This window comes from Pseudomonas fontis, assembly GCF_028656955.1.
Classification (GTDB): Bacteria; Pseudomonadota; Gammaproteobacteria; order Pseudomonadales; family Pseudomonadaceae; genus Aquipseudomonas; species Aquipseudomonas fontis.
This window is the reverse complement of sequence record NZ_JAMDGY010000027.1, coordinates 74,210-95,437: the sequence shown is the minus strand read 5'-3', so window position 1 is coordinate 95,437 and position 21,228 is coordinate 74,210. Positions and strand designations below refer to the sequence as shown.

Here is a 21,228-nt window from a genome sequence, read left to right as displayed (position 1 = left end):
GGGCTGCCAACGCAGGCCGCAAAGGCGGCGCCTGCGATGCAGGCGAGCGCAGCCTTACGGCAGCGGCTACGGCGGTCAATGCCGGGCAAGATCCCGCGCCCGCGCCAACCATGTTTCGCGCGCTGCGTCGCTTGAGCCCAAAATCGGCCCGAACGTTAACGTCTTTTTCGCCACGATGCCACAGAACGCCAGCGTGGTCCGGCGCATCTGGTGCAGCCCGGGCATGGCGTACACCCAGCGGTAATACCAGGGCGGCGTGTCCATGGTGACCAGCAAATCAGCGGTGCGCCCGGCCAGCAGCTTCTCCGGGAACGCCGAGTTGGCCCGATAGCGAAAGGCAAACCCGGGCAACAGCACCCGGTCGAGAAAGCCCTTGAGCAACGCCGGCACGCCACCCCACCAGATCGGAAACACCCAGGTCAGGTGCTCGGCCCAGGTGATCATCGCCTGCGCAGCCAGCAAGTCCGATTCCAGTACCTGTTCGCGTTGATAGCCCTGGCGCAATACCGGGTCGAATTGCAGTTCCCCCAGTGCCAGCAAGCGCACTTCATGCCCGGCCTGTTGCGCGGCCTCCCGGTAGTGGTGGGCCAGTGAAGCACAGAAACTGTGGTCCCCCGGGTGACCCAGAATGACCAGAATGCGTTTAGCCATGAATACCGCTCCGTCGAGGAAAGCGCGCAGGCTAAAGTCTTCCCCTTGGGGGAGAGTCAAACCCTGTTTGCCGGCAACTGTATCTGTTGCAAGATGCTTCAAGCAGGTAAGTTAGCCGCCCGCCAACGCATTCAGGAGCCCCCATGTACTGGGCAGAATTTCTCACCGTCGCCTTGATCCACCTGTTGGCCGTGGCCAGCCCCGGGCCGGACTTCGCCGTGGTGGTGCGCGAGAGCGTGACCCACGGGCGCCGCGCCGGCACCTGGACCGCCTTTGGCGTGGGTTCCGCGATCTTCCTGCATGTGGGCTATTCGTTGCTGGGCATCGGCCTGATCGTGTCGCAGTCGATCATGCTGTTCAACGTGCTGAAATGGCTGGCCGCCGCCTACCTCGTGTACATCGGTATCAAGGCCCTGCGCGCCCGTCCGGCAGCGGCCGGCAGCGAGTCGATCCAGGTCTCGACGGTCGCGCGCACGCCGCGTGCTGCCTTCGTCGCAGGCTTCATGACCAACGGCCTGAACCCCAAGGCCACGCTGTTCTTCCTGTCGCTGTTCACGGTGGTGATCAACCCGCACACGCCATTGCTGATCCAGGCCGGCTACGGGGTCTACCTGGCCCTGGCCACCGGCCTGTGGTTCTGCCTGGTTGCCATGCTGTTCAGCCAGGCCCGCGTGCGCGCAGGCTTCGCCCGCATGGGCCACTGGTTCGACCGTGGCATGGGCGCTGTACTGGTCGCCCTGGGGATCAAGATCGCCTTTACCGAAATGCATTGAAACGGCTTGATGGCCACTGGCTGCTAAGCCTGGAGCGACAGTCAAATCATTCCTTTGGCTGATTTGACTGTCATCTCCCCGATCTAGAGTAAGGGTCTACATTGCCCACGTCGTGCACTCCAGAAAAGGGACTCCGAATGTTGCAGACTCGCGTAATTGCCCCCGCCGAGGGCGCTTATGAATACCCGCTATTGATCAAGCGCCTGCTGATGTCCGGCAGCCGCTACGAGAAAACCCGCGAGATCGTCTACCGCGACGTGATGCGCTACGACTACCTGACCCTCAACAAGCGCATCGCGCAGTTGGCCAACGTGCTCACTGCTGCCGGGGTCAAGGCCGGTGACACCGTGGCAGTGATGGACTGGGACAGCCATCGCTACCTGGAGTGCATGTTCGCCATCCCGATGATCGGCGCGGTGGTGCACACCATCAACGTGCGCCTCTCGCCGGAGCAGATCCTCTACACCATGAACCACGCCGACGACCGTTTCGTTCTGGTCAACAGCGACTTTGTCGGGCTCTACAACAGCATTGCGCCGCAGCTGACCACGGTGGAAAAGACCCTGCTGCTGACCGACGGCGAGCAGACCGCCGCCGACCTGCCGAACCTGATCGGCGAATACGAGCAACTGCTGGCCGCGGCCAGCGTCGAGTACGACTTCCCGGATTTCGACGAGAACTCGGTGGCCACCACGTTCTACACCACCGGCACCACGGGTAACCCCAAGGGTGTGTACTTCACCCATCGTCAATTGGTGCTGCACACCCTGGGCGTAGCGACCGCTACCGGCAGCATCGACAGCATGCGCCTGTTGGGCACCGACGATGTGTACATGCCCATCACGCCGATGTTCCACGTGCATGCCTGGGGCATCCCGTACGTGGCCACCATGCTTGGGCTCAAGCAGGTCTACCCCGGGCGTTACGAGCCGGAAATGCTCTGCGAGCTGTGGCGCAAGGAGAAGGTCAGTTTCTCCCATTGCGTGCCGACCATCCTGCAGATGCTGCTCAACGCCAAGGGCGCGCAGCAGCAGGACTTCGGCGGCTGGAAAATCATCATTGGCGGCAGCTCGCTCACCCGCGCTTTGTACGAGGCCGCCAAGGCCCAGGGCATCCAGTTGACGGCGGCTTATGGCATGTCGGAAACCTGCCCGCTGGTGTCCTGCGCGCACCTCAACGAGGAACTGCTGGCTGGCAGCGAAGACGAATGCATCACCTACCGGATCAAGGCTGGGGTGCCGGTGCCGCTGGTGGAAGCGGCGGTCGTCGACGCCGAGGGCCGCTTCCTGCCGGCCGATGGCGAGTCCCAGGGTGAGCTGGTGCTGCGTGCGCCCTGGCTGACCATGGGTTATTTCCGTGAACCCGAGAAGGGCGCCGAACTCTGGCAGGGCGGCTGGTTGCACACCGGTGACGTGGCGACTCTCGACAGTATGGGTGTGGTGGATATCCGCGACCGCATCAAGGATGTGATCAAGACGGGGGGCGAATGGGTGTCCTCGCTGGAGCTTGAAGACCTGATCAGCCGTCACCCGGCCGTGCGCGAAGTGGCGGTGGTCGGTGTCGCCGACCCGCAGTGGGGGGAACGCCCGTTTGCCCTGCTGGTGGTGGCCGAGGGCAACAGCATCGACGCGCGTGAACTCAAGGAGCACCTCAAGCCCTTCGTGGAACTCGGGCACATCAACAAGTGGGCGATTCCCAGCCAGATTGCCCTTGTTACCGAAATTCCCAAGACCAGTGTCGGCAAGCTCGACAAGAAGCGTATCCGCATCGATATAAGCCAGTGGCAGGCCAGCAACAGCGCTTTCCTCTCCACACTTTGAGGCCCACCCGCCTCGCGTCTATCAGGATGCGAGGCGCGGTCCAGACGTTCGCGCCTTGTCAAATCGACATTTTCAGCCATTCTTCCCTCCAGCCAGTGTCTGGGTCGGGCTTTTCGGCCTGGGCGGCGAGGTCGAAATGTGCAAATCACACTTTAGAGGGATCAAGCACTAGTACCTGCTGGCTATAGTCGGGTCAGGGGATTCTTGGGAATGGGGGACCGCGCAAGATTGCGCATTTCGCTTTGGCCGACCGGCGCACCTAATTTGTTGCCAGTCGTTCGAGACGTTTCCAGAAGGACTCACTGCCATAAAAATAAAGTACATGGAGTAGCGTCGATGACATCAGCAAATCTGTTCTGGCGCCGGGCGAAACTGCCGCTGGCCGTCAGCCTCGCTTCTACGCTCGCCGGTCCTGCATTCGGCGTCAGTTTCAACATCGGGGAAATCGAAGGCTCGTTCGACTCGTCGCTGTCCGTGGGGGCCAGTTGGTCAACCCAGAGCGCGAACAGGAACCTGATCGGCGTGAACAACGGTGGCAAGGGCCTGTCGCAAACCTCCGATGACGGCCACCTGAACTTCAAAAGCGGTGAAACCTTCTCGAAGATCTTCAAGGGCATCCATGACCTGGAGCTCAAGTACGGTGACACCGGCATTTTCGTCCGTGGCAAGTACTGGTACGACTTCGAACTCAAGGACGAAAGCCGTCCGTTCAAGGACATCAGCGACTCGAATCGTAAAGAGGGCGCCAAATCCTCTGGCGCACAGATTCTAGACGCCTTTGTCTACCACAACTATTCCATTGCTGACCTGCCGGGCTCCGTGCGTCTGGGCAAGCAGGTCGTGAGCTGGGGTGAGAGCACCTTCATCGGTGGCGGCATCAACGCGGTCAACCCGATCGACGTGTCCGCCTTCCGCCGTCCAGGCGCCGAGATCAAGGAAGGCCTGATCCCGGTCAACATGTTCTATCTGTCCCAGAGCCTGACCGACAACCTCTCGGCCGAGGCGTTCTACCAGATCGAATGGGACCAGACTGTCGTCGACAACTGCGGGACGTTCTTCTCCCAGCCAGACGTGATCGCCGACGGCTGCACCAACAACCTGCGCCTGTTGAACAGCTCTCGCACCTTGTCTGCCGCGCAGCAAGCGGGGCTGCGTCCGCTGGGCGTCGACGTCAACTCCGAAGGCGTGCTGGTGCGCCGCGGCCCAGACCGTGATGCACGTGACAGTGGCCAGTGGGGCGCGGCCATGCACTACGTGTTCGAGCCGCTGAACACCGAGTTCGGCGCCTATGTGATGAACTACCACAGCCGGGCACCGATCTTCAGCGCCCAAGGTGCATCGGCGCGGGCGTATGCCATTGCCGCAGGCGCCGGTACGGCAGCACCGCTGGTGGTGGCAGGCAACTCCAACTACTTCGTCGAGTACCCTGAAGACATCCGCCTGTACGGCTTGAGCTTCTCCACCACCTTGCCTACCGGCACGGCGTGGAGCGGTGAAATCAGCTACCGGCCGAATGCCCCGGTGCAACTGAACACCACGGACATCCTCTACGCCGGTGTCACCGCCCTGCCAACCGCCTTCGGCCTGGGCAACGCCTCACCGCTCAAAGGCGTGCCAGGTCAGGACCTGCACGGCTACACCCGTAAGGAAATCACCCAGTTCCAGACCACGCTGACGCACTTCTTCGATCAGGTCATGGGCGCCAGCCGCCTCACCTTGGTCGGTGAACTGGGGGTAACGCACGTCGGTGGCCTGGAAAGCACGGACAAGATGCGCTACGGCCGCGACCCGGTCTTTGGTCCTGGCCCGCTGGCTTCTACGGGCGGCCGCAACACCTGCTCGGCGATCCTCAATGCCGGCACCATTGCAGGCGCAGGCCCTGGTACGTCCACCGCCAACCTCAGCCGCAACTGCGAAAACGATGGTTTCACCACCTCCACGTCGTGGGGCTACCGTGCGCGTGCCATCTGGGACTACCCGGACGTATTTGCCGGGGTCAACCTCAAGCCAAGCGTGGCTTGGTCGCATGACGTGTCGGGCTACTCGCCTGGCCCTGGCGGCAACTTCGAAGAAGGTCGCAAGGCGGTCAGCCTGGGTCTGGATGCCGAGTACCAGAACACCTACACCACCAGCCTGTCGTACACCAACTTCTTTGATGGCAAGTACAGCACTGTGGATGACCGTGACTTCGTCGCACTCAGCTTCGGCGTGAACTTCTAACCGTATTGAGCCAGGATGACTATGACAATGAATACAACCAAGAGTCTGCTCACCGCCGGGGTGCTGGGATTGTCCCTGTTGGCCTCCAGCGTGATGGCGGCGGTGTCCGCTGACGAAGCGGCCAAGCTGGGCACCAGCCTGACCCCGATGGGCGCGGAAAAAGCCGGCAACGCGGATGGCTCGATCCCGGCCTGGGCGCCGTTGGCGAAAACCGCAGGTTCCGTTGATGCCAAGGGCTTCCTGTCGGACCCGTATGGTGCGGACAAACCGAAGTTCACCATCACGGCGCAGAACGTCGACCAGTACAAGGACAAGCTTTCGCCTGGTCAGATCGCCATGATCAAGCGTTACCCGGACACCTACAAGCTGCCGGTCTACCCGAGCCACCGCGGCGCTACCGTGCCGGATGATGTGTTCGCCGCGATCAAGCAGAACGCAACCAAGACCACGCTGGTGGGGGGCGGCAACGGCCTGGAGAACTTCCAGACGGCGATCCCGTTCCCGATTCCGAAAAGCGGTGTCGAGGTGATCTGGAACCACATCACCCGCTATCGCGGTGGCAGCGTGACCCGCCTGGTGACCCAGGCCACGCCGCAGACCAACGGCTCGTACAGCCTGGTGTACTTCCAGGACCAGTTCGTCTTCCGTGACAAGATGAAGGACTTCGATCCGGCCAACCCGGGCAACGTGCTGTTCTACTTCAAGCAGGAAGTGACCGCGCCGGCACGTCTGGCAGGTTCGGTGCTGCTGGTGCACGAGACCCTCGACCAGGTCAAGGAGCCGCGCAAGGCGTGGATCTACAACTCCGGTCAGCGTCGTGTGCGTCAGGCGCCGCAAGTGTCCTATGACGGCCCGGGTACCGCAGCCGATGGCCTGCGTACCTCCGACAACCTGGACATGTTCAACGGGGCGCCAGATCGTTACGACTGGAAGCTGGAAGGCAAGAAGGAGATGTACATTGCCTCCAACAGCTACAAGCTCGATTCGCCAACCCTGAAGTATGCCGACATCATCAAGGCTGGCCATATCAACCAGGACCTGACGCGTTACGAGCTGCGTCGCGTGTGGCACGTGGTGGCAACCCTGAAACCGGGTCAGCGCCATATCTACGCCAAGCGTGACTTCTACATCGACGAAGACACCTGGCAGGCATCGGTGATCGACCAGTACGACGGTCGTGACCAGCTGTGGCGCGTATCCGAGGCGCATGGCCAGGACTACTACAACGTCCAGGTGCCGTGGTACACCCTGGAAGCCATCTACGACCTGCAATCTGGTCGTTACCTGGCACTGGGCATGAAGAACGAAGAGAAGAAGGCATATGACTTCGGCTTCACTGCTTCGAAAGCCGACTTCCAGCCAGCAGCGCTGCGTCAGTCCGGTGTGCGTTAACGCTTGAACCCCTCCGTGTGATCCCCAGAACGCCCCGGCTTGCCCGGGGCGTTTCTGTTTTAACGGGCCTAAGAGAATCCTTGTGGGAGCCGGCCTTGCCGGCGAATCTCCGGGAGCCCCCAGTGTGCCGCTCGATCACCGATTCATGCTGGCAGTTCTGGCCAAATCGCCGGCAATGCCGGCTCCCACAGAGATCGTCGTGGCATTGGCCGACCCCCACGAGAATCACTGCAATCCCCCTGATCTGCATCAGTCTTGTCGCTTCTTGTTGTAGTCTTTTTTTCACTTCATGCGGCAATCATCTTCAAATGTGTCGTTTAAAGCGATAGTCTCCGGTGCATCTGCTCCGCCGAAGACTTCCAACTATAACGAGCCGGCCATGTCTGATCTGTCCCGTACGCAAGGGTTCGCGAGCCAGGCCATCACGGCCCTGGAAGGACGTTTCTTTCGCCCGCCACTGCCCGAAGGCCATGTACCGCGCGCACGCCTGTGCCAGCGCCTGCAGGCCGGGCTCGGTGGTCGGCTGCTGTTGGTCAACGCCCCGGCCGGCTTTGGCAAAAGCTCGCTGGCGGTGGAGTTCTGCGAAAGCCTGCCCACGCACTGGCGCAGCCTCTGGCTGGGGTTGAGCCGCCGCGACAGCGATCCGGGGCGCTTCCTTGAGCGCCTGCTCGAAGGTCTCCAGCAATATTGCCCCAGACTCGGCAGCCAGGCCCTGGGCCTGCTGAAGATGCGCCAGCGCCATCAGCCCTTCGCCTTTGAAGAGTGGATCGACGGCCTGCTCGACGAACTGGCCCTGCACCTGCAACCGCAACAACCCCTGCTGCTGATCCTCGACGACTACCACCTGGCCCAGGGCCCGGTACTCGATCGTTGCCTGCAGTTCTTCATCAATCACTTGCCGCCGGGCCTGTTGTTGCTGGTCACCAGCCGCCAGCGCCCGGACTGGCACCTGGCCCGCCTGCGCCTGTCGCGGCAATTGCTGGAGTTGAACGAACAGGACCTGCGCCTGACGCCCGACGAATCCCTTGCCGTACTCGGCCAGCACCCCAACGTGCTGCGCGGGCAGGCGCTGGACAACCTGATCCAGCGCAGCGACGGCTGGGTCGCCGGCTTGCGCTTCTGGCAACTGGCGGCCACCGAGGCCGGTGCCGATAGCGCCTTGCCCCAGGCCCTGCATGGCGGCGAAGGGCTGATCCGCGATTACCTGCTCGAAGAAGTCATCGATTGCCTGCCTGCGGAAGTCCAGGCGTTCCTCTACGACACGGCCTGCCAGGAGCGCTTTTGCAGCGACCTGTGCGATGCCCTGCGCGAAAGCCATGACAGCGCCGAGATCCTGCGCTACCTGCAAGCCCACCAGGTATTCCTCGTACCGCTGGACGAGAACGGCCACTGGTTCCGTTATCACCATCTGTTTTCCGACCTGCTGCGCAGCCGCCAGGCCAGCCTGCCATTGTCCAGCCTGCACTTGCGGGCCTGTCGCTGGTTCCATGGCCAGGGCCTGCTTGACGAGGCGGTGGAGCAGGCGTTGCGCGCCGGCCATCTGGATGTGGCGGCCAACCTGGTACAGAACCTGTCAGAAGAACAACTGCTCGCCGAACAGAACGTCGGCATGCTGCTGCGCTGGAAGATGGACCTGCCCGACAGCCTGTTGATCAGCACGCCACGGCTGATCGTGCTGTACAGCTGGGCGCTGGGCCTGGCCTGCCAGCTGGATGCGGCAGAAGAGCTGGCCAATCACCTCAGCCGCTTCCTGCCGGCACCCTCGGCCACCGCGCAAAAGTCGATGCTGGCGCAGTGGCTGGCGCTCAGCGGGATCATTGCCCGCGGACGTGGAGATCGTGCCCGCACCCGCAGCTACTGCGAGCAAGCTCTGCAAAGCCTGCCGCAAAAACGCTATGGCCAGCGCCTGCTGTGCCTGTCGACCTTGTCCAACCTGGCCATCGCCGATGCCGACTTCTGGCACGCCCGGGGCTGGAACCGCGAAGCGCTGGAGCTGGCGCAGCGGGTCGGCAACCCGCTGTTCGAAGCGCTGGCGCATTACGACCGTGCCCGGGTGCTGCATGCGCGCGGTGAAGTGCTGCGCTCGATGGATGAAGTGCGCCAGGGTTTGCAGCGCCTGCACGGCCTGTCGTCCCAGCGCCTGTATGCCGTGCGTGCACGCCTGATGTTGTATGAGGGGTACCTGCTGGTAACCCGCCTGCAATCGGACGCCGGTCGCAGTCGCCTGCGCGCCGGTCTGGTCGAGGCGCGCGCCTGTCGTGACATCAGCGTGCTGATCGGTCACTGCGCATTGGCCACCCTGGATGGGCGCGAGGGGCGCTTTGCCGAAGCCTTTGCCGAACTGGCCGAAGCCGAGCGCCTGATGCATATCTGGGATGTGCCGCCGATCTTCTATCTGGCGATGATTACCCTGGTCAAATGCGAGCTGTGGCTGGCCCAGGGGCGCAATGACCTGGCCGAGTCCTGGTTGCTGCGCCTTGGCCAGACCTACGGTGGCGAGCAGGCTGCGGCGGCGCCGGAGTTCCACCCCTTGCTGCCGCTGCACATCGAATTGCAGCAAGCCCGGCTGGAGGAAGTGCAGGGTCGCCTGGAGCAAGCCGGGCAGCGCTTGCATAAGCTGCACGCACGCGGGCAGCGCAGCGGCGGGCACATGCTCAGTGTGACTGCGCTGTGCCAGCACCTGGCCGCGCTGTTGGCTGGCGATGCCCGGCAGGCGGCAGGCGAATTGTTCAGCCAGGCCCTGGAGGCCGCCAGTGGCGGCGCCTTGCAACCATTCCAGCGCTTGCTCAACGAACAACCCGACTGGTTGCGCGAGCAATTGCTCCTGCAACCGGACAGCCCGACCCGAACGAGCGTGCTGGCGCTGTTGCCGCACAGCGAGGCGCTGCCAAACCCGGCTCCGACAACGGCCACCACCAGCGACCTGAGCGCCCGTGAAATGTCGGTGCTCAAGCTGATTGCCCAAGGGTGCTCGAACCAGGAAATCAGCGAGCAGCTGTTCATCTCCCTGCACACCGTGAAAACCCACGCCAGCCATATCAACGGCAAGCTCGGCGTGGAGCGGCGTACCCAGGCGGTGGCGCGGGCCAAGGAAATCGGCTTGCTCTAGCTGTCGCTCAGTGCGCCCTGTAGCGCTGGCGATGGACGAGCATGATGGCAGTTCGATATTGTGGCACGGCCTTTCCCTCTCGTTGACCGTCCTGGATGATCTCTGACTGGCTTGCCATTGGTGCGCTGTCGCTCCTCTTTGTTGCTGCTTGTGCGTTCCTGGCGCCGCGAGCGGCTCAAGCAATTGCTGCGTGCTGCCGATACCGTGGCTGGGATCGGTGGCGGTGAGTGGTGTGTAAAGGTGTTTGCCTGTGCCCGCTCCAAGACGATGAACGTCACCCTCGAATTACCTGTTGAAGCCGAGCCTGTCCGGGGCGCTGCGTTTTCTTAATTCTTTTCAAGCAGGTTGTGTGGATGCTGGTGTACAGCCAAAAAAGCTTTCTGATCGTCGATGACTTCACCGACTTCCGCACCTCCGTCCGTTCGATGCTGCGGGAAATGGGCATCAAGGACGTGGACGTTGCCGAGAGCGGCGAAACGGCGATCCGCATGTGCGCCCAGAAGCGCTACGATTTTGTCCTGCATGACTTCCACATGGGCGACGGCAAGAAGAATGGCCAGCAGGTGCTCGAAGACCTGATGCTGGACAAGCTGATCAGCCACGAATCGATCTTCCTCATGGTCACTGCCGAAAGCAGCCAGGCGGTGGTGCTCAGTGCCCTGGAGCACGAGCCGGATGCCTACCTGACCAAGCCGTTCAACCGCCTCGGGCTGACCCAGCGGCTCGACAAGCTGGTCCAGCGCAAGACCCTGCTCAAGCCGATCCTGCAGGCACTGGACCGTGGTCGCCCGCCCGAGGTATTGCTGGCCTGCGACAACCTGTGCAAACAGGACCCGCGCTTCGCCCCGTTGTGCCTGCGCTACCGCGCCGATGCACTGGCGGCGCTGAACCGCCATGAAGACCTGGAGCGTTTCCTCAAGGCGATTCTCGCCAACCGCCCGACACCCTGGGCGTATGCGGCGCTGGGCAAACTGTTGTTCAAGCGTGGCCACGCGGCCCAGGCCAAGGAGATCTACGAGCAGGCGATCAAGGCCTTCTCGATGATGCCCGGCCTCTACGACGGCCTGGCTGAAGTACTCGCCGCCAGCGGTGAGACCCGCCGCGCCCAGACGGTGCTGGAAGATGCCGTGCGCTTGTCGCCGCTGGCGGTGCGCCGGCAGATGCAACTGGGCAAGCTGGCGCTGAACAACGCCGACTTTGACAGCGCGTCGCGGGCTTATCGGCAGGCGGTCAGCCAAGGGCAGAACTCGCGCTTCAAAGACCCGGAAAGCAACCTCGGCCTGGCCCAGGCGCTGATCCAGAAAAACCATGGCAATGGCCTGGATGCGCGAACGCGGGTCGAGATCAACCAGGTGCTGGGCGATGTCGCCAAGGAATACACCGATGACCAGGGCCTGCAAGTACGGGCGCGCCTGATCAAGGCCACGGGCCTGGCCCAGGCCGGGGATGCGGAAACGGCGGCCAAGCTCACCGAGGCGGCGATTGCTCGCCTGGAAAACATGGACCAGTTCTTCTCTGCCGAAACCGCCCTGGCGGTGGCCGCGCAGTTGCAGCAGTTGGGCCAGGCCTCGGCGGGCAGCGCGATCCTGAAGAACTGCGTGGAAGTCTACGGTGACGATCCGGCGGTGATGAAGGACGTCGCCAAGCTGACCGATGACCCGAGCATCCTCGGCGCCGGCAACGAAGCGGTGGACCTCAATCGGCAAGGCGTGCGCAGCTACCAGGCCGGCCAGTTGAGCGAGGCGCTGGCGTTGTTCCGGCGAGCGCTGGGCATGCAGCCGAAGAACATCAGCATTGCCTTGAACACGGCGCAGGCACTGCTGCGCGTTGGCGGCGAGAGCCCACCGGCAAGCGTGCTGGAAGAGTGCCGGACCTGTCTGAGCAAGGTCGCCGGCATTCCCGACAGTGACCCGCGCTATGAGCGCTATCGCAAACTGCGGATCCGGGCGGTGAGTGCATGAACGATGAATCCCAGGGGCTGACGTTTTCCACGGTGATCGCCTCCACCGTGCACGACATGAAGAACTCCCTGGCCATGCTGATGCAAGCGCACAGCCAGTGGTTGGCGCGGCTGCCGGCCGGCCAGGCGCAGGGCGCCGAACAGGCGGTGATCGAGCATGAGTTCGCCCACCTCAATGGCATGCTGGTGCAGTTGTTGGGGCTGTACAAGCTGGACGTCAACCAGTTGCCGATGTGCCCGGGTTATCACGAGCTGGACGACTTTGTCGAAGCACAGCTGGCGGCGCACCAGCAGACGCTGGATAGCCGCGAGATCACCACGCGCTACCAGATCGATGCGTTGAACCCGCTGGGGTTCTTTGACCGCGAGCTGGTGGGCTCGGTGATCTCCAACGTGATCAACAATGCCATCCGCTATGCCGGCCACGCCATGTTGATCACGGTGAGCGAGGAGGGTGAGCAGGTGTTGATGAGCATCAACGATGACGGACCGGGTTATCCACAGGCGATGATCGACCGTCAGGCGGATTATGTGCAGGGCATCAACCCGCACACCGGCAGCACCGGGCTGGGCTTGTATTTCGCCTCGCGGATTGCCGCGCTGCATGAGCGCAATGGCGTGCGTGGGCGGATCGAGATCAGCAATGGCGGGGCGTTGGGCGGCGGGTTGTTCACGCTCTATCTGCCGTGATGTCGACTGGATAAAGGCAGTACGAATTCAACCGCAAGAAACCGGTTTCCCTCGGTCGCCCCACACCCTAGAGTGGGCAGGTGCCGAATTCGCGGAGCCTTGCCCATGTCATGCAGCTATCTTCAGATCCCGTCCCCCGTCGGCGTGCTCACCCTGGTGGCACGCGGGACGAAACTGGCGGCCATTCTCTGGGAGTGCGAGCGGGAAAACCGGGTTCGACTCGGCCCGCTGCACGAGGACCGCGAGCATCCCACGCTGCTTGAAACCCAGCGTCAGCTCAGCGAATACTTCGCCGGTAGCCGCGACCGTTTCGAGCTGGACCTCGACTTTGAAGGCACCGATTTTCAGCGTCAGGTCTGGCGCGCGCTGCTGACCATCCCCTTCGGTGAAACCCGCAGCTACAGCGACATCGCCCGGCAGATCGGCAGCCCCAAGGCGGTCCGCGCCGTCGGCGCTGCCAATGGCCGCAATCCGATTTCCATTGTTGCCCCGTGCCATCGGGTGATCGGCGCTTCCGGCAGCCTGACCGGGTTTGCCGGTGGCCTGCAGGCCAAGCAGTACCTGCTGGCACTGGAAGGCCGCAGCAGCCTGCAACTGGCGTTCTGAATCATTCGATTTGTGAGGCGTTGATCGGGCAACTATCGTTCGAGCAAGCAGCGCTGACAGGTGCGTGAGTATTCATGAACGGATGTTCATGGAATTTTCTGGTACCTGTGCGTTCCAAGCCTGGCATCGGTGCGCATTTGGCCCGCTGCACTCTCGAATTGAAAGGAGCTTGTCCATGTTCACCATGCGTCGTTTGATTATCGTCGCTACCGTCGCCACCCTGATGACGGGCTGTGCCAGCCAGAACCCCTACGACAACCAGGGGCAGGCACAAGGTTCCACCGGGATGAGCAACACAGCCAAGTATGGTGGCCTGGGCGCACTGGCCGGTGCTGTCGCCGGTGCCGCGATCAACCACAACAACCGTGGCAAGGGTGCGCTGATCGGCGCGGCTGCCGCAGGTGCCATCGGTGCCGGCTACGGCTACTACGCCGACAAGCAGGAAGCCGCCCTGCGCGCGAGCATGGCCAATACCGGGGTTGAAGTGCAGCGTCAGGGTGATCAGATCAAGCTGATCATGCCGGGCAACATCACCTTCGCCACCGACTCGGCGAACATCGCTCCAAGCTTCTACTCGCCGCTGAACAACCTGGCGAACTCGTTCAAGCAGTTCAACCAGAACACCATTGAAGTGGTCGGCTACACCGACAGCACCGGCAGCCGCCAGCACAACATGGACCTGTCGCAGCGCCGGGCGCAGTCGGTCGTGACCTACCTGACGTCGCAGGGCGTGGATGGATCGCGGGTATCGGCACGTGGCCTGGGCCCGGATCAGCCGATCGCGAGCAATGCCGACGCCAACGGCCGTGCGCAGAACCGTCGTGTCGAGGTCAACCTCAAGCCGATTCCTGGCCAGCAGTACCAGTAATCCAAAGCATCGCCGGCAAGGCCGGCTCCCACAGTGTTCAGCGTCAGTACCTGCTGACCTTGTGGGAGCCGGCCTTGCCGGCGATGGCTGTGCAGCAGCCCGGCTTCAACGTTTTTTCAGCTGTTCCAACAACGCATCCTTGTCTTCCCACAACCGGTTGACCCACTGCTGGAACGCCAGCCGGTAGGTCTCGTCCTGGTCATAGCTGCGCCCCAGGAACTCCTCGGGAATCGCCAGCTCTTCAAGCTGCACCACGATCTCGTTCACTCGCCCGCACAACAGGTCCCAGAAGCCGGGGTTGCCCTGTGGGTAGTAGATGGTGACGTTGACGATCGACTCCAACTGCTCCCCCATCGCATCCAGCACAAAGGCAATACCCCCCGCTTTTGGCTTGAGCAGATGGCGGAACGGTGACTGCTGCTGACGGTGCTTGGCCGGGGTAAAGCGCGTGCCCTCGGCAAAGTTGAAAATCGCCGTCGGCTTGCCGCGAAACTTCGCGCAGGTCCGTCGGGTGGTTTCCAGGTCCTTGCCCTGCTTTTCCGGGTGCTTGGCCAGGTACGCCTTGGAATAGCGCTTCATGAACGGGAAGCCCAGCGCCCACCACGCCAGACCAATCACCGGCACCCAGATCAGCACCTGCTTGAGGAAGAACTTCAGCGGCCGGATACGCCGGTTGAGCACGTACTGCAACACCAGGATGTCGACCCAGCTCTGGTGGTTGCTGGTGATCAGGTAGCTGTGCTCGTAGTCCAGCCCAGCCAGGCCGTCGACTTGCCAGTGGGTCTTGCCCAGCAGGTTCATCCAGCCCTTGTTGTTGCTGATCCAGGCTTCATGGATGTGGCGCATCAGCTCGTCGGTTACCCGCTGCGCCGCCGCAAACGGCAGGCACAGCTTGAACAGGCTGACGATGAACAGCGGGGTGCAGCAGACAATCGTGTTGAGCCCCAGCAGCAGCGAGGCAATCACTCCGCGCACAGGCGCGGGCAGGTAGGCGAGCATGGGATCAGTTTTCCATCGAGCGGTTGGCCTGAATTGCAGTCAGGGCAATGGTGTAGACGATATCGTCGACCTGGGCGCCGCGCGGCAGGTCGTTGACCGGTTTGCGCAGGCCTTGCAGCATCGGCCCCAGGCTCACGCAGTCGGCGCTGCGCTGCACCGCCTTGTGGGTGGTGTTGCCGGTGTTGAGGTCGGGGAACACGAACACCGTGGCGCGACCAGCCACCTGGCTGTTCGGTGCCAACTGGCGGGCGATGTCCTGGTTGGCGGCGGCGTCGTACTGCAACGGGCCGTCGATTTGCAGGCCACGCTGGGTTTCCTGGGCGAGCAGGGTGGCTTCGCGGACTTTCTCCACTTCCTCGCCGCTGGCCGAATCGCCGCTGGAATAGCTGATCATCGCCACGCGCGGGACGATGCCGAAGGCTTCGGCCGAGTCGGCGCTCTGCAAGGCGATTTCCGCCAGCTCGCCCGCCGTCGGGTGCGGGTTCATCACGCAGTCGCCGTACACCAGCACCTGCTCGGGGAACAGCATGAAGAACACCGAGGACACCAGGCTGCAACCCGGTGCGGTCTTGATCAGTTGCAGGGCCGGGCGAATGGTGTTGGCGGTGGAGTGCACCAGGCCTGAAACCAGGCCATCGACTTCGTCCAGAGCCAGCATCATGGTGCCGATCACCACCGGGTCTTCCAACTGCTGCTCGGCCATCGGCGCGTTCAGGCTTTTGCTCTTGCGCAGGTTAACCATCGGCTCGACATAGCGCTCGCGGATCAAGTCCGGGTCAAGAATCTCCAGGCCTTCCGGCAGGCTGATGCCCTGGGCACGGGCCACCGCCTGGACGTCGTCCGGCTTGGCCAGCAACACGCAGCGGGCAATGCCACGGGCCTGGCAGATGGCGGCGGCCTGCACGGTCATCGGCTCGGCGCCTTCGGGCAGGACGATGCGTTTGTTGGCCTGTTGCGCGCGCTGGATCAACTGGTAGCGGAACACTGCCGGCGACAGGCGCATTTCCCGTGGGGTGCCGCAGCGCTGGTTCAGCCAGTCGGCGTCCAGGTGGCTGGCGACGAAGTCGGTGATGATTTCCGCGCGTTCGCGGTCGTCCACCGGGATTTCCTTGTTCAGCCCGTTGAGCTGGTTGGCAGTGTCGTAGGAGCCGGTGCTCACCGAGAGAATCGGCAGGCCGGCCAGCAGCGCGCCCTGGCACAGTTCGAGGATACGCGGGTCGGGCTTGCTGTCGCTGGTCAGCAGCAGGCCGGCCAGGGGTACGCCGTTGATCGCCGCCAGGCTCACGGCGAGGATGATGTCGTCGCGGTCGCCCGGGGTCACTACCAGTGTGCCAGGCTTGAGCAGCGGCACGGTATTGGCCACGGTGCGCGCACAGATGATGATCTTGTTCATGCGCCGGGTTTCGTAGTCGCCGGCATTGAGCACCTGGGCGCCGAGCAGGTCGGCCACGTCGCGGGTACGCGGATCGTTCAGCCCGGCCTGGAACGGAATGCAGCCGAGCAGGCGGAAGTCGCCACCACGCAGCAGCGGCGAATGCTCGCGCAGGCGCGCAGCGAAGGTCTCCATGGGCTCGTCGCCACGGACCTTGTTGAGGATCACCCCGAGTACCTTCGGGTCGCGCGGGCCTCCAAACAGCTGGGCCTGCAATTCCACACGGCCAGACAGCTCGGCGAGCACGTCGTTTTCCGGTGCCGAAACCAGGATCACCTCGGCATCCAGGCTCTTGGCCAGGTGCAGGTTGACCCGTGCGGCGTAGCTGGCGTGGCGGGTTGGTACCATGCCTTCGACCACCAGCACGTCCTTGCCGACGCAGGCCTGCTGGTACAGGGTGATGATTTCTTCGAGCAGTTCATCCAGCTGGCCATCGCCGAGCATGCGCTCGACGTGGGCCAGGCTCAGTGGCGTGGGCGGCTTCAGGCCGTGAGTGCGGGCGACCAGTTCGGTGGAACGTTCCGGGCCGGTATCACCGGGGTGCGGCTGGGCAATCGGCTTGAAGAAGCCGACCTTCAGGCCAGCCCGCTCCAGGGTGCGCACCAGGCCAAGGCTGATGGACGTCAGGCCGACACCAAAGTCGGTCGGCGCGATGAAAAATGTCTGCATGCGAGCTTCTCGAAGTGAGCTGTTGCAAAAGAATCAATTGCCAAGGGTATCGCTATCGGCACCCTGAGCGCACCAGCCGCAGGCAAAAGGTTGGCCGATACGTTGCTCGCGCTGGGCCGGGTCGAGTACCCAGGCCCGCGACTGCCAGGGCGGCAGGTGGCGCAGGTGCTGGGTATGCCCGCAGGACAACGCGACCACCCAGTGGCCGTCTTCATCGAGGTGAAAGCCAAGCACGTGGCTGATGGGCGACACTTCCCGTTTGTCCGGGTTGCGTTCGCTTTCAGGCGATGCGTTGGTTACACTTGTGCGTTCTACATTCTTATGCAAAAGGTCTCGCCCCATGCTGATCGCCGCCAACAAGGCTGTCTCCATCGACTATACCCTGACCAACGACGCTGGTGAGGTCATCGACAGCTCCTCCGGCGGCGCCCCGCTGGTTTACCTGCATGGCGCAGGCAACATCATTCCAGGCCTGGAAAACGCCCTGGTTGGTAAAACCGTTGGTGACGAACTGACCGTCGCCGTCGAGCCGGAAGACGCCTACGGCGAATACCTGGCCGAGCTGGTCAGCACCCTGAACCGCAGCATGTTCGAAGGTGTTGATCAACTCGAAGTCGGCATGCAGTTCCACGCTTCGGCGCCGGACGGCCAGATGCAGATCGTCACCATTCGCGACCTCGACGGCGACGACGTTACCGTCGACGGCAACCACCCGTTGGCCGGCCAGCGCCTGAACTTCCAGGTTAAAGTCGTCAATGTACGTGACGCCAGCGAAGAAGAAATCGCCCATGGCCACGTCCATGGCGAAGGTGGTCATCAGCACTAAGATTTCTGCGCTAAGCTCAGAAAGTCGCGAAGGCGCTCGGGCAAGTCAGTCTCGCACTCCACAGGGGGCAGATGGCTTGGACGGGCGCCTTTTTAGTGGGCTGGTTTTACGTGCCGCCGGCCGTAGCGGAACGTGAACGGGAGAGGGGAGTTCATCATGAGTGCATTTCACGAGCTGAAATTGCAGGCGCTGGACGGCCAGGAGCTGCCGTTGGCACCGTTCAAGGGCCACGTGGTGCTGGTGGTCAATGTCGCCTCCAAGTGTGGGCTGACACCGCAATATGCGGCGCTTGAGAATCTCTATCAGCAGTACAAGGGGCAGGGTTTCAGCGTGCTCGGGTTGCCGTGCAACCAGTTTGCCGGGCAAGAGCCGGGCAGCGAGCAGCAGATTGCCGAGTTCTGCAGCCTGAACTATGGGGTCAGCTTCCCGCTGGGGGGCAAGCTGGAGGTCAACGGGCCGAACCGTCATTCGCTGTACCGTTTGCTGGCGGGGGAAGGTGCGGAGTTCCCGGGGGATATCACCTGGAACTTCGAGAAGTTCCTGGTCGGCAAGGACGGGCGCGTGCTGGCCCGGTTCGCGCCGCGCACTGCGCCGGATGATCCGGCGGTGGTGCAGGCTATCGAGAAGGCTTTGGCCTGAAGCACAGCGGCAGATCGCGGGACCAGCCCGCTCCCACCCCATTCTGTCTGTGGGAGCGGGCTGGTCCCGCGATGGGCTGCAAAGCAGCCCCCTGATCACTCAAATCAATAGTACTGGGCCACACAGGCTCACGACCCTATCCTCGGCACCTCACTAACCCGAGGAGCGCCTCATGTCGGTCAACCCCCTGTTCCAACCCTTCCACCTGGGCGCCCTCGAGCTGCCAAGCCGTGTCGTCATGGCACCGATGACCCGTACCTTCTGCCCCGGTGGCGTGCCCTACGGCAAAGTGGTCGATTACTACAGTCGCCGCGCAGCCGCCGGCGTCGGCCTGATCATCACCGAAGGCACCACGGTCGGGCACAAGGCCGCCAACGGCTACCCGAATGTGCCGCGCTTCCATGGTGAAGACGCCCTCGCAGGCTGGAAAAAGGTGGTCGACGCCGTGCACGCCGAAGGCGGCAAGATCGTCCCGCAACTGTGGCACGTCGGCAGTGTGCGGCGTATCGGCACCGAGCCGGACGCCAGCGTCCCGGGCTACGGCCCGAGCGAGAAGGTCAAGGACGGCAAGGTGTTGATCCATGGCATGAGCCAGCAGGATATCCAGGAGGTCATCGCCGCCTTCGCCCAGGCTGCCCGCGACGCCCAGGCCATCGGCATGGACGGTGTGGAAATCCACGGCGCCCACGGCTACCTGATCGACCAGTTCTTCTGGGAAGCCAGCAACCAGCGCACCGATGAATACGGCGGCGACCTGGCTGGGCGTTCGCGGTTTGCCATCGAGCTGATCAAGGCCGTACGCGCCGCCGTTGGCCCGGACTTCCCGATCATTTTCCGCTTTTCGCAATGGAAACAGCAGGACTACAGCGCCCGCCTGGTGCAGGACGCCGAGGCTCTGGAGGCGTTCCTCAAGCCGTTGTCCGAGGCCGGTGTGGATATCTTCCACTGCTCGACCCGGCGCTTCTGGGAGCCGGAATTCGAAGGCAGCCAGCTGAACCTGGCCGGCTGGACCCGCCAGCTTACCGGCAAGCCCACCATTACCGTCGGCAGCGTCGGCCTGGACGGCGAGTTCCTGCAGTTCATGGTCGACACCGACAAGGTGGCGCAACCGGCCAGCCTGGAGAACCTGCTGCAGCGCCTGAACAACGAGGAGTTCGACCTGGTCGCGGTGGGCCGTGCCTTGCTGGTCGACCCACAGTGGGCGGCCAAGGTGCGTGATGGCCGCGAGCAGGACATCCTGCCGTTCAGCCGCGAGGCGCTGACGAGTCTGGTTTGACCGATACGCCCTGTGCAGCAGGCCCGGGCAAGGTTGCCGGGGTGTGCTCGCAGGCACTGCGCAGGTGCATTTCGAATTGCTCGACGATGGCCGGCCAGCCTTGGCGGCTGGCCTGTTGACGGGCATTCAGGCGCACCCGGCGCAGCGCTTCGTGGTCTTCCAGCAGCCAGCTGGCGGCGTCGATGAACGCCGCTGAATCCCCCGGCATCGCCAGTGCGCCGCTGTGGCCGTGGCGAATATGCTGGGCCGCCGCCGCTTCATCGAACGCCACCACCCCCAGCCCGGATGCCAGTGCCTCGAGCACCACGTTGCCGAATGTCTCGCTAAGGCTCGGGAACAGGAATATATCGCCAGAGGCATAGTGCCGGGCCAGTTCCTCGCCACGCTGGGCGCCGCAGAACACCGCGTCCGGCAATTGCTGTTCGAGCAGGTTGCGTTGTGGCCCGTCACCCACCAGGACCAGGCGGATGCGCTGCTGTGGATAAGTCTGGCGCAGGGTCTGCAGGGTTTGCCCGAGCAGGCCGAGGTTCTTTTCTGCCGCCAGCCGGCCAACGTACAGCAGGGCAATGTCGTTTTCCGCCAGCCCCCACTGGGCGCGCAATGCCGGGCAGCGTCGGGCAGGGCTGAACAGCTGGCTGTCGACCCCGCGCGACATCAAGGTCAGGCGATCAAAGCCGCGTCGTTCCAGCTCCACGCGCTGGCTGACGCTGGGCACCAGCGTGGTGTGGGTGCGCCGGTGGAACCAGCGCAGGTACTGGGTGAGCATCCGCGCGAACACGCCGAGGCCGTATTGGCGCGAGTACTGCTGGAAGTTGGTATGAAAGCCGCTGACCACGGCAATGCCCAGGCGCCGGGCGGCGCGCAGGGCGTTGAGCCCGAGCGGGCCTTCAGTGGCGATGTACAGCACGTCCGGGCGCTCGCGGCGCCAGCGGCGCAGCAACTTGTGCATCGACACCTGGCCCCACTGCAAGCCGGGGTAGCCGGGCAGTGGCCAGCCACGGCACAGCAGCAGGTTTTCATCGCCAGCCGCGCTGAGATCGTCGGCTTGGCGCGGGCGTATCAGTTCGACCTTGTGCCCGCGCAGGCACAGGCCCTCGCTGAGCCGGCCGAGGGTATTGGCCACACCATTTATTTCCGGTGGGTAGGTTTCGCTGATCAGGGTGATGCGCAGGGACGATGTGCTCATGAACGCCAGTTTCAGGCGGCTCGATTGCGCCTAAATGACGTGTTTGTGACGGATGCATGACGCCCGATCATTGGCGCTAAAGCCTCTGGAAATATAAAGCAATGGTTGCTCA

General features: G+C 63.2%; 17 protein-coding genes. 12 read left to right on the top strand and 5 right to left on the bottom strand.

The window, feature by feature from the left end; genetic code table 11:
* Window positions 1-75: 75 nt before the first annotated feature.
* A complete protein-coding gene (locus tag M5G11_RS12155) occupies window positions 76-651 on the bottom strand; it encodes an NAD(P)H-dependent oxidoreductase (RefSeq protein ID WP_273911622.1) in 576 nt (191 codons plus the stop codon).
* Between the two features lie 143 nt (window positions 652-794).
* Here M5G11_RS12155 and M5G11_RS12150 point away from each other — a divergent pair, with 143 nt between their 5' ends.
* The 9 genes from M5G11_RS12150 to M5G11_RS12110 all read left to right on the top strand — a co-directional run bounded on the left by M5G11_RS12150 (window position 795) and on the right by M5G11_RS12110 (window position 14,089).
* Entirely contained in the window at window positions 795-1,424 is a 630-nt protein-coding gene (locus M5G11_RS12150; RefSeq protein WP_273911623.1) for a LysE family transporter, read from the top strand.
* Window positions 1,425-1,561: 137 nt separating this feature from the next.
* Entirely contained in the window at window positions 1,562-3,244 is a 1,683-nt protein-coding gene (locus M5G11_RS12145) for a fatty acid--CoA ligase (protein WP_273911624.1), read from the top strand.
* A 336-nt stretch (window positions 3,245-3,580) separates the two neighbouring features.
* Entirely contained in the window at window positions 3,581-5,464 is a 1,884-nt protein-coding gene (locus tag M5G11_RS12140; RefSeq protein WP_273911625.1) for a DUF1302 domain-containing protein, read from the top strand.
* Between the two features lie 27 nt (window positions 5,465-5,491).
* The gene (locus M5G11_RS12135; protein ID WP_273911626.1) at window positions 5,492-6,856 is read left to right on the top strand and encodes a DUF1329 domain-containing protein; all 1,365 of its coding nucleotides are present in this window, start codon (window positions 5,492-5,494) and stop codon (window positions 6,854-6,856) included.
* Between the two features lie 379 nt (window positions 6,857-7,235).
* On the top strand, window positions 7,236-9,965 hold the full coding sequence (locus M5G11_RS12130) for a winged helix-turn-helix domain-containing protein (RefSeq protein ID WP_273911627.1): 2,730 nt from the start codon (window positions 7,236-7,238) through the stop codon (window positions 9,963-9,965).
* A 353-nt stretch (window positions 9,966-10,318) separates the two neighbouring features.
* Window positions 10,319-11,926 (top strand): tetratricopeptide repeat-containing response regulator, encoded by a 1,608-nt coding sequence (locus M5G11_RS12125; RefSeq protein ID WP_273911628.1) that lies wholly within the window; start codon window positions 10,319-10,321, stop codon window positions 11,924-11,926.
* Window positions 11,923-12,615 carry a sensor histidine kinase gene (locus M5G11_RS12120; RefSeq protein WP_273911629.1) on the top strand — a complete coding sequence of 231 codons (693 nt, stop codon included), beginning with the start codon at window positions 11,923-11,925 and terminating at the stop codon, window positions 12,613-12,615. The genes M5G11_RS12125 and M5G11_RS12120 overlap by 4 nt, the downstream gene beginning before the upstream one ends.
* Before the next feature lie 105 nt (window positions 12,616-12,720).
* Window positions 12,721-13,221, top strand: a complete 501-nt coding sequence (locus M5G11_RS12115) for a methylated-DNA--[protein]-cysteine S-methyltransferase (protein ID WP_273911630.1) — start codon at window positions 12,721-12,723, stop codon at window positions 13,219-13,221.
* A 175-nt stretch (window positions 13,222-13,396) separates the two neighbouring features.
* The gene (locus M5G11_RS12110; RefSeq protein WP_273911631.1) at window positions 13,397-14,089 is read left to right on the top strand and encodes a YiaD family glycine zipper/OmpA-like lipoprotein; all 693 of its coding nucleotides are present in this window, start codon (window positions 13,397-13,399) and stop codon (window positions 14,087-14,089) included.
* Between the two features lie 105 nt (window positions 14,090-14,194).
* On the opposite strand, the gene M5G11_RS12105 is transcribed toward M5G11_RS12110, so the two are convergent.
* The 3 genes from M5G11_RS12105 to M5G11_RS12095 are packed head-to-tail and all read right to left on the bottom strand — an operon-like array spanning window position 14,195 to window position 17,561.
* The gene (locus M5G11_RS12105; RefSeq protein WP_273911632.1) at window positions 14,195-15,088 is read right to left on the bottom strand and encodes an acyltransferase; all 894 of its coding nucleotides are present in this window, start codon (window positions 15,086-15,088) and stop codon (window positions 14,195-14,197) included.
* Between the two features lie 4 nt (window positions 15,089-15,092).
* The gene (gene pta / locus M5G11_RS12100) at window positions 15,093-17,189 is read right to left on the bottom strand and encodes a phosphate acetyltransferase (protein WP_273911633.1); all 2,097 of its coding nucleotides are present in this window, start codon (window positions 17,187-17,189) and stop codon (window positions 15,093-15,095) included.
* Between the two features lie 33 nt (window positions 17,190-17,222).
* The gene (locus M5G11_RS12095; RefSeq protein ID WP_273911634.1) at window positions 17,223-17,561 is read right to left on the bottom strand and encodes a DUF3565 domain-containing protein; all 339 of its coding nucleotides are present in this window, start codon (window positions 17,559-17,561) and stop codon (window positions 17,223-17,225) included.
* Here M5G11_RS12095 and M5G11_RS12090 point away from each other — a divergent pair.
* From M5G11_RS12090 to M5G11_RS12080, 3 genes are all read left to right on the top strand, one after another.
* Complete coding sequence (locus M5G11_RS12090) at window positions 17,530-18,015, top strand: FKBP-type peptidyl-prolyl cis-trans isomerase (RefSeq protein WP_273911635.1); 486 nt, start codon at window positions 17,530-17,532, stop codon at window positions 18,013-18,015. The genes M5G11_RS12095 and M5G11_RS12090 overlap by 32 nt on opposite strands.
* Window positions 18,016-18,171: 156 nt before the next feature.
* Window positions 18,172-18,654 (top strand): glutathione peroxidase, encoded by a 483-nt coding sequence (locus M5G11_RS12085; protein ID WP_273911636.1) that lies wholly within the window; start codon window positions 18,172-18,174, stop codon window positions 18,652-18,654.
* Window positions 18,655-18,826: 172 nt separating this feature from the next.
* A complete protein-coding gene (locus M5G11_RS12080) occupies window positions 18,827-19,930 on the top strand; it encodes an NADH:flavin oxidoreductase (protein ID WP_273911637.1) in 1,104 nt (367 codons plus the stop codon).
* On the opposite strand, the gene M5G11_RS12075 is transcribed toward M5G11_RS12080, so the two are convergent.
* A complete protein-coding gene (locus M5G11_RS12075; protein WP_273911638.1) occupies window positions 19,899-21,116 on the bottom strand; it encodes a glycosyltransferase family 4 protein in 1,218 nt (405 codons plus the stop codon). The two genes, M5G11_RS12080 and M5G11_RS12075, sit on opposite strands and share 32 nt — an antisense overlap.
* Window positions 21,117-21,228 lie beyond the last annotated feature (112 nt).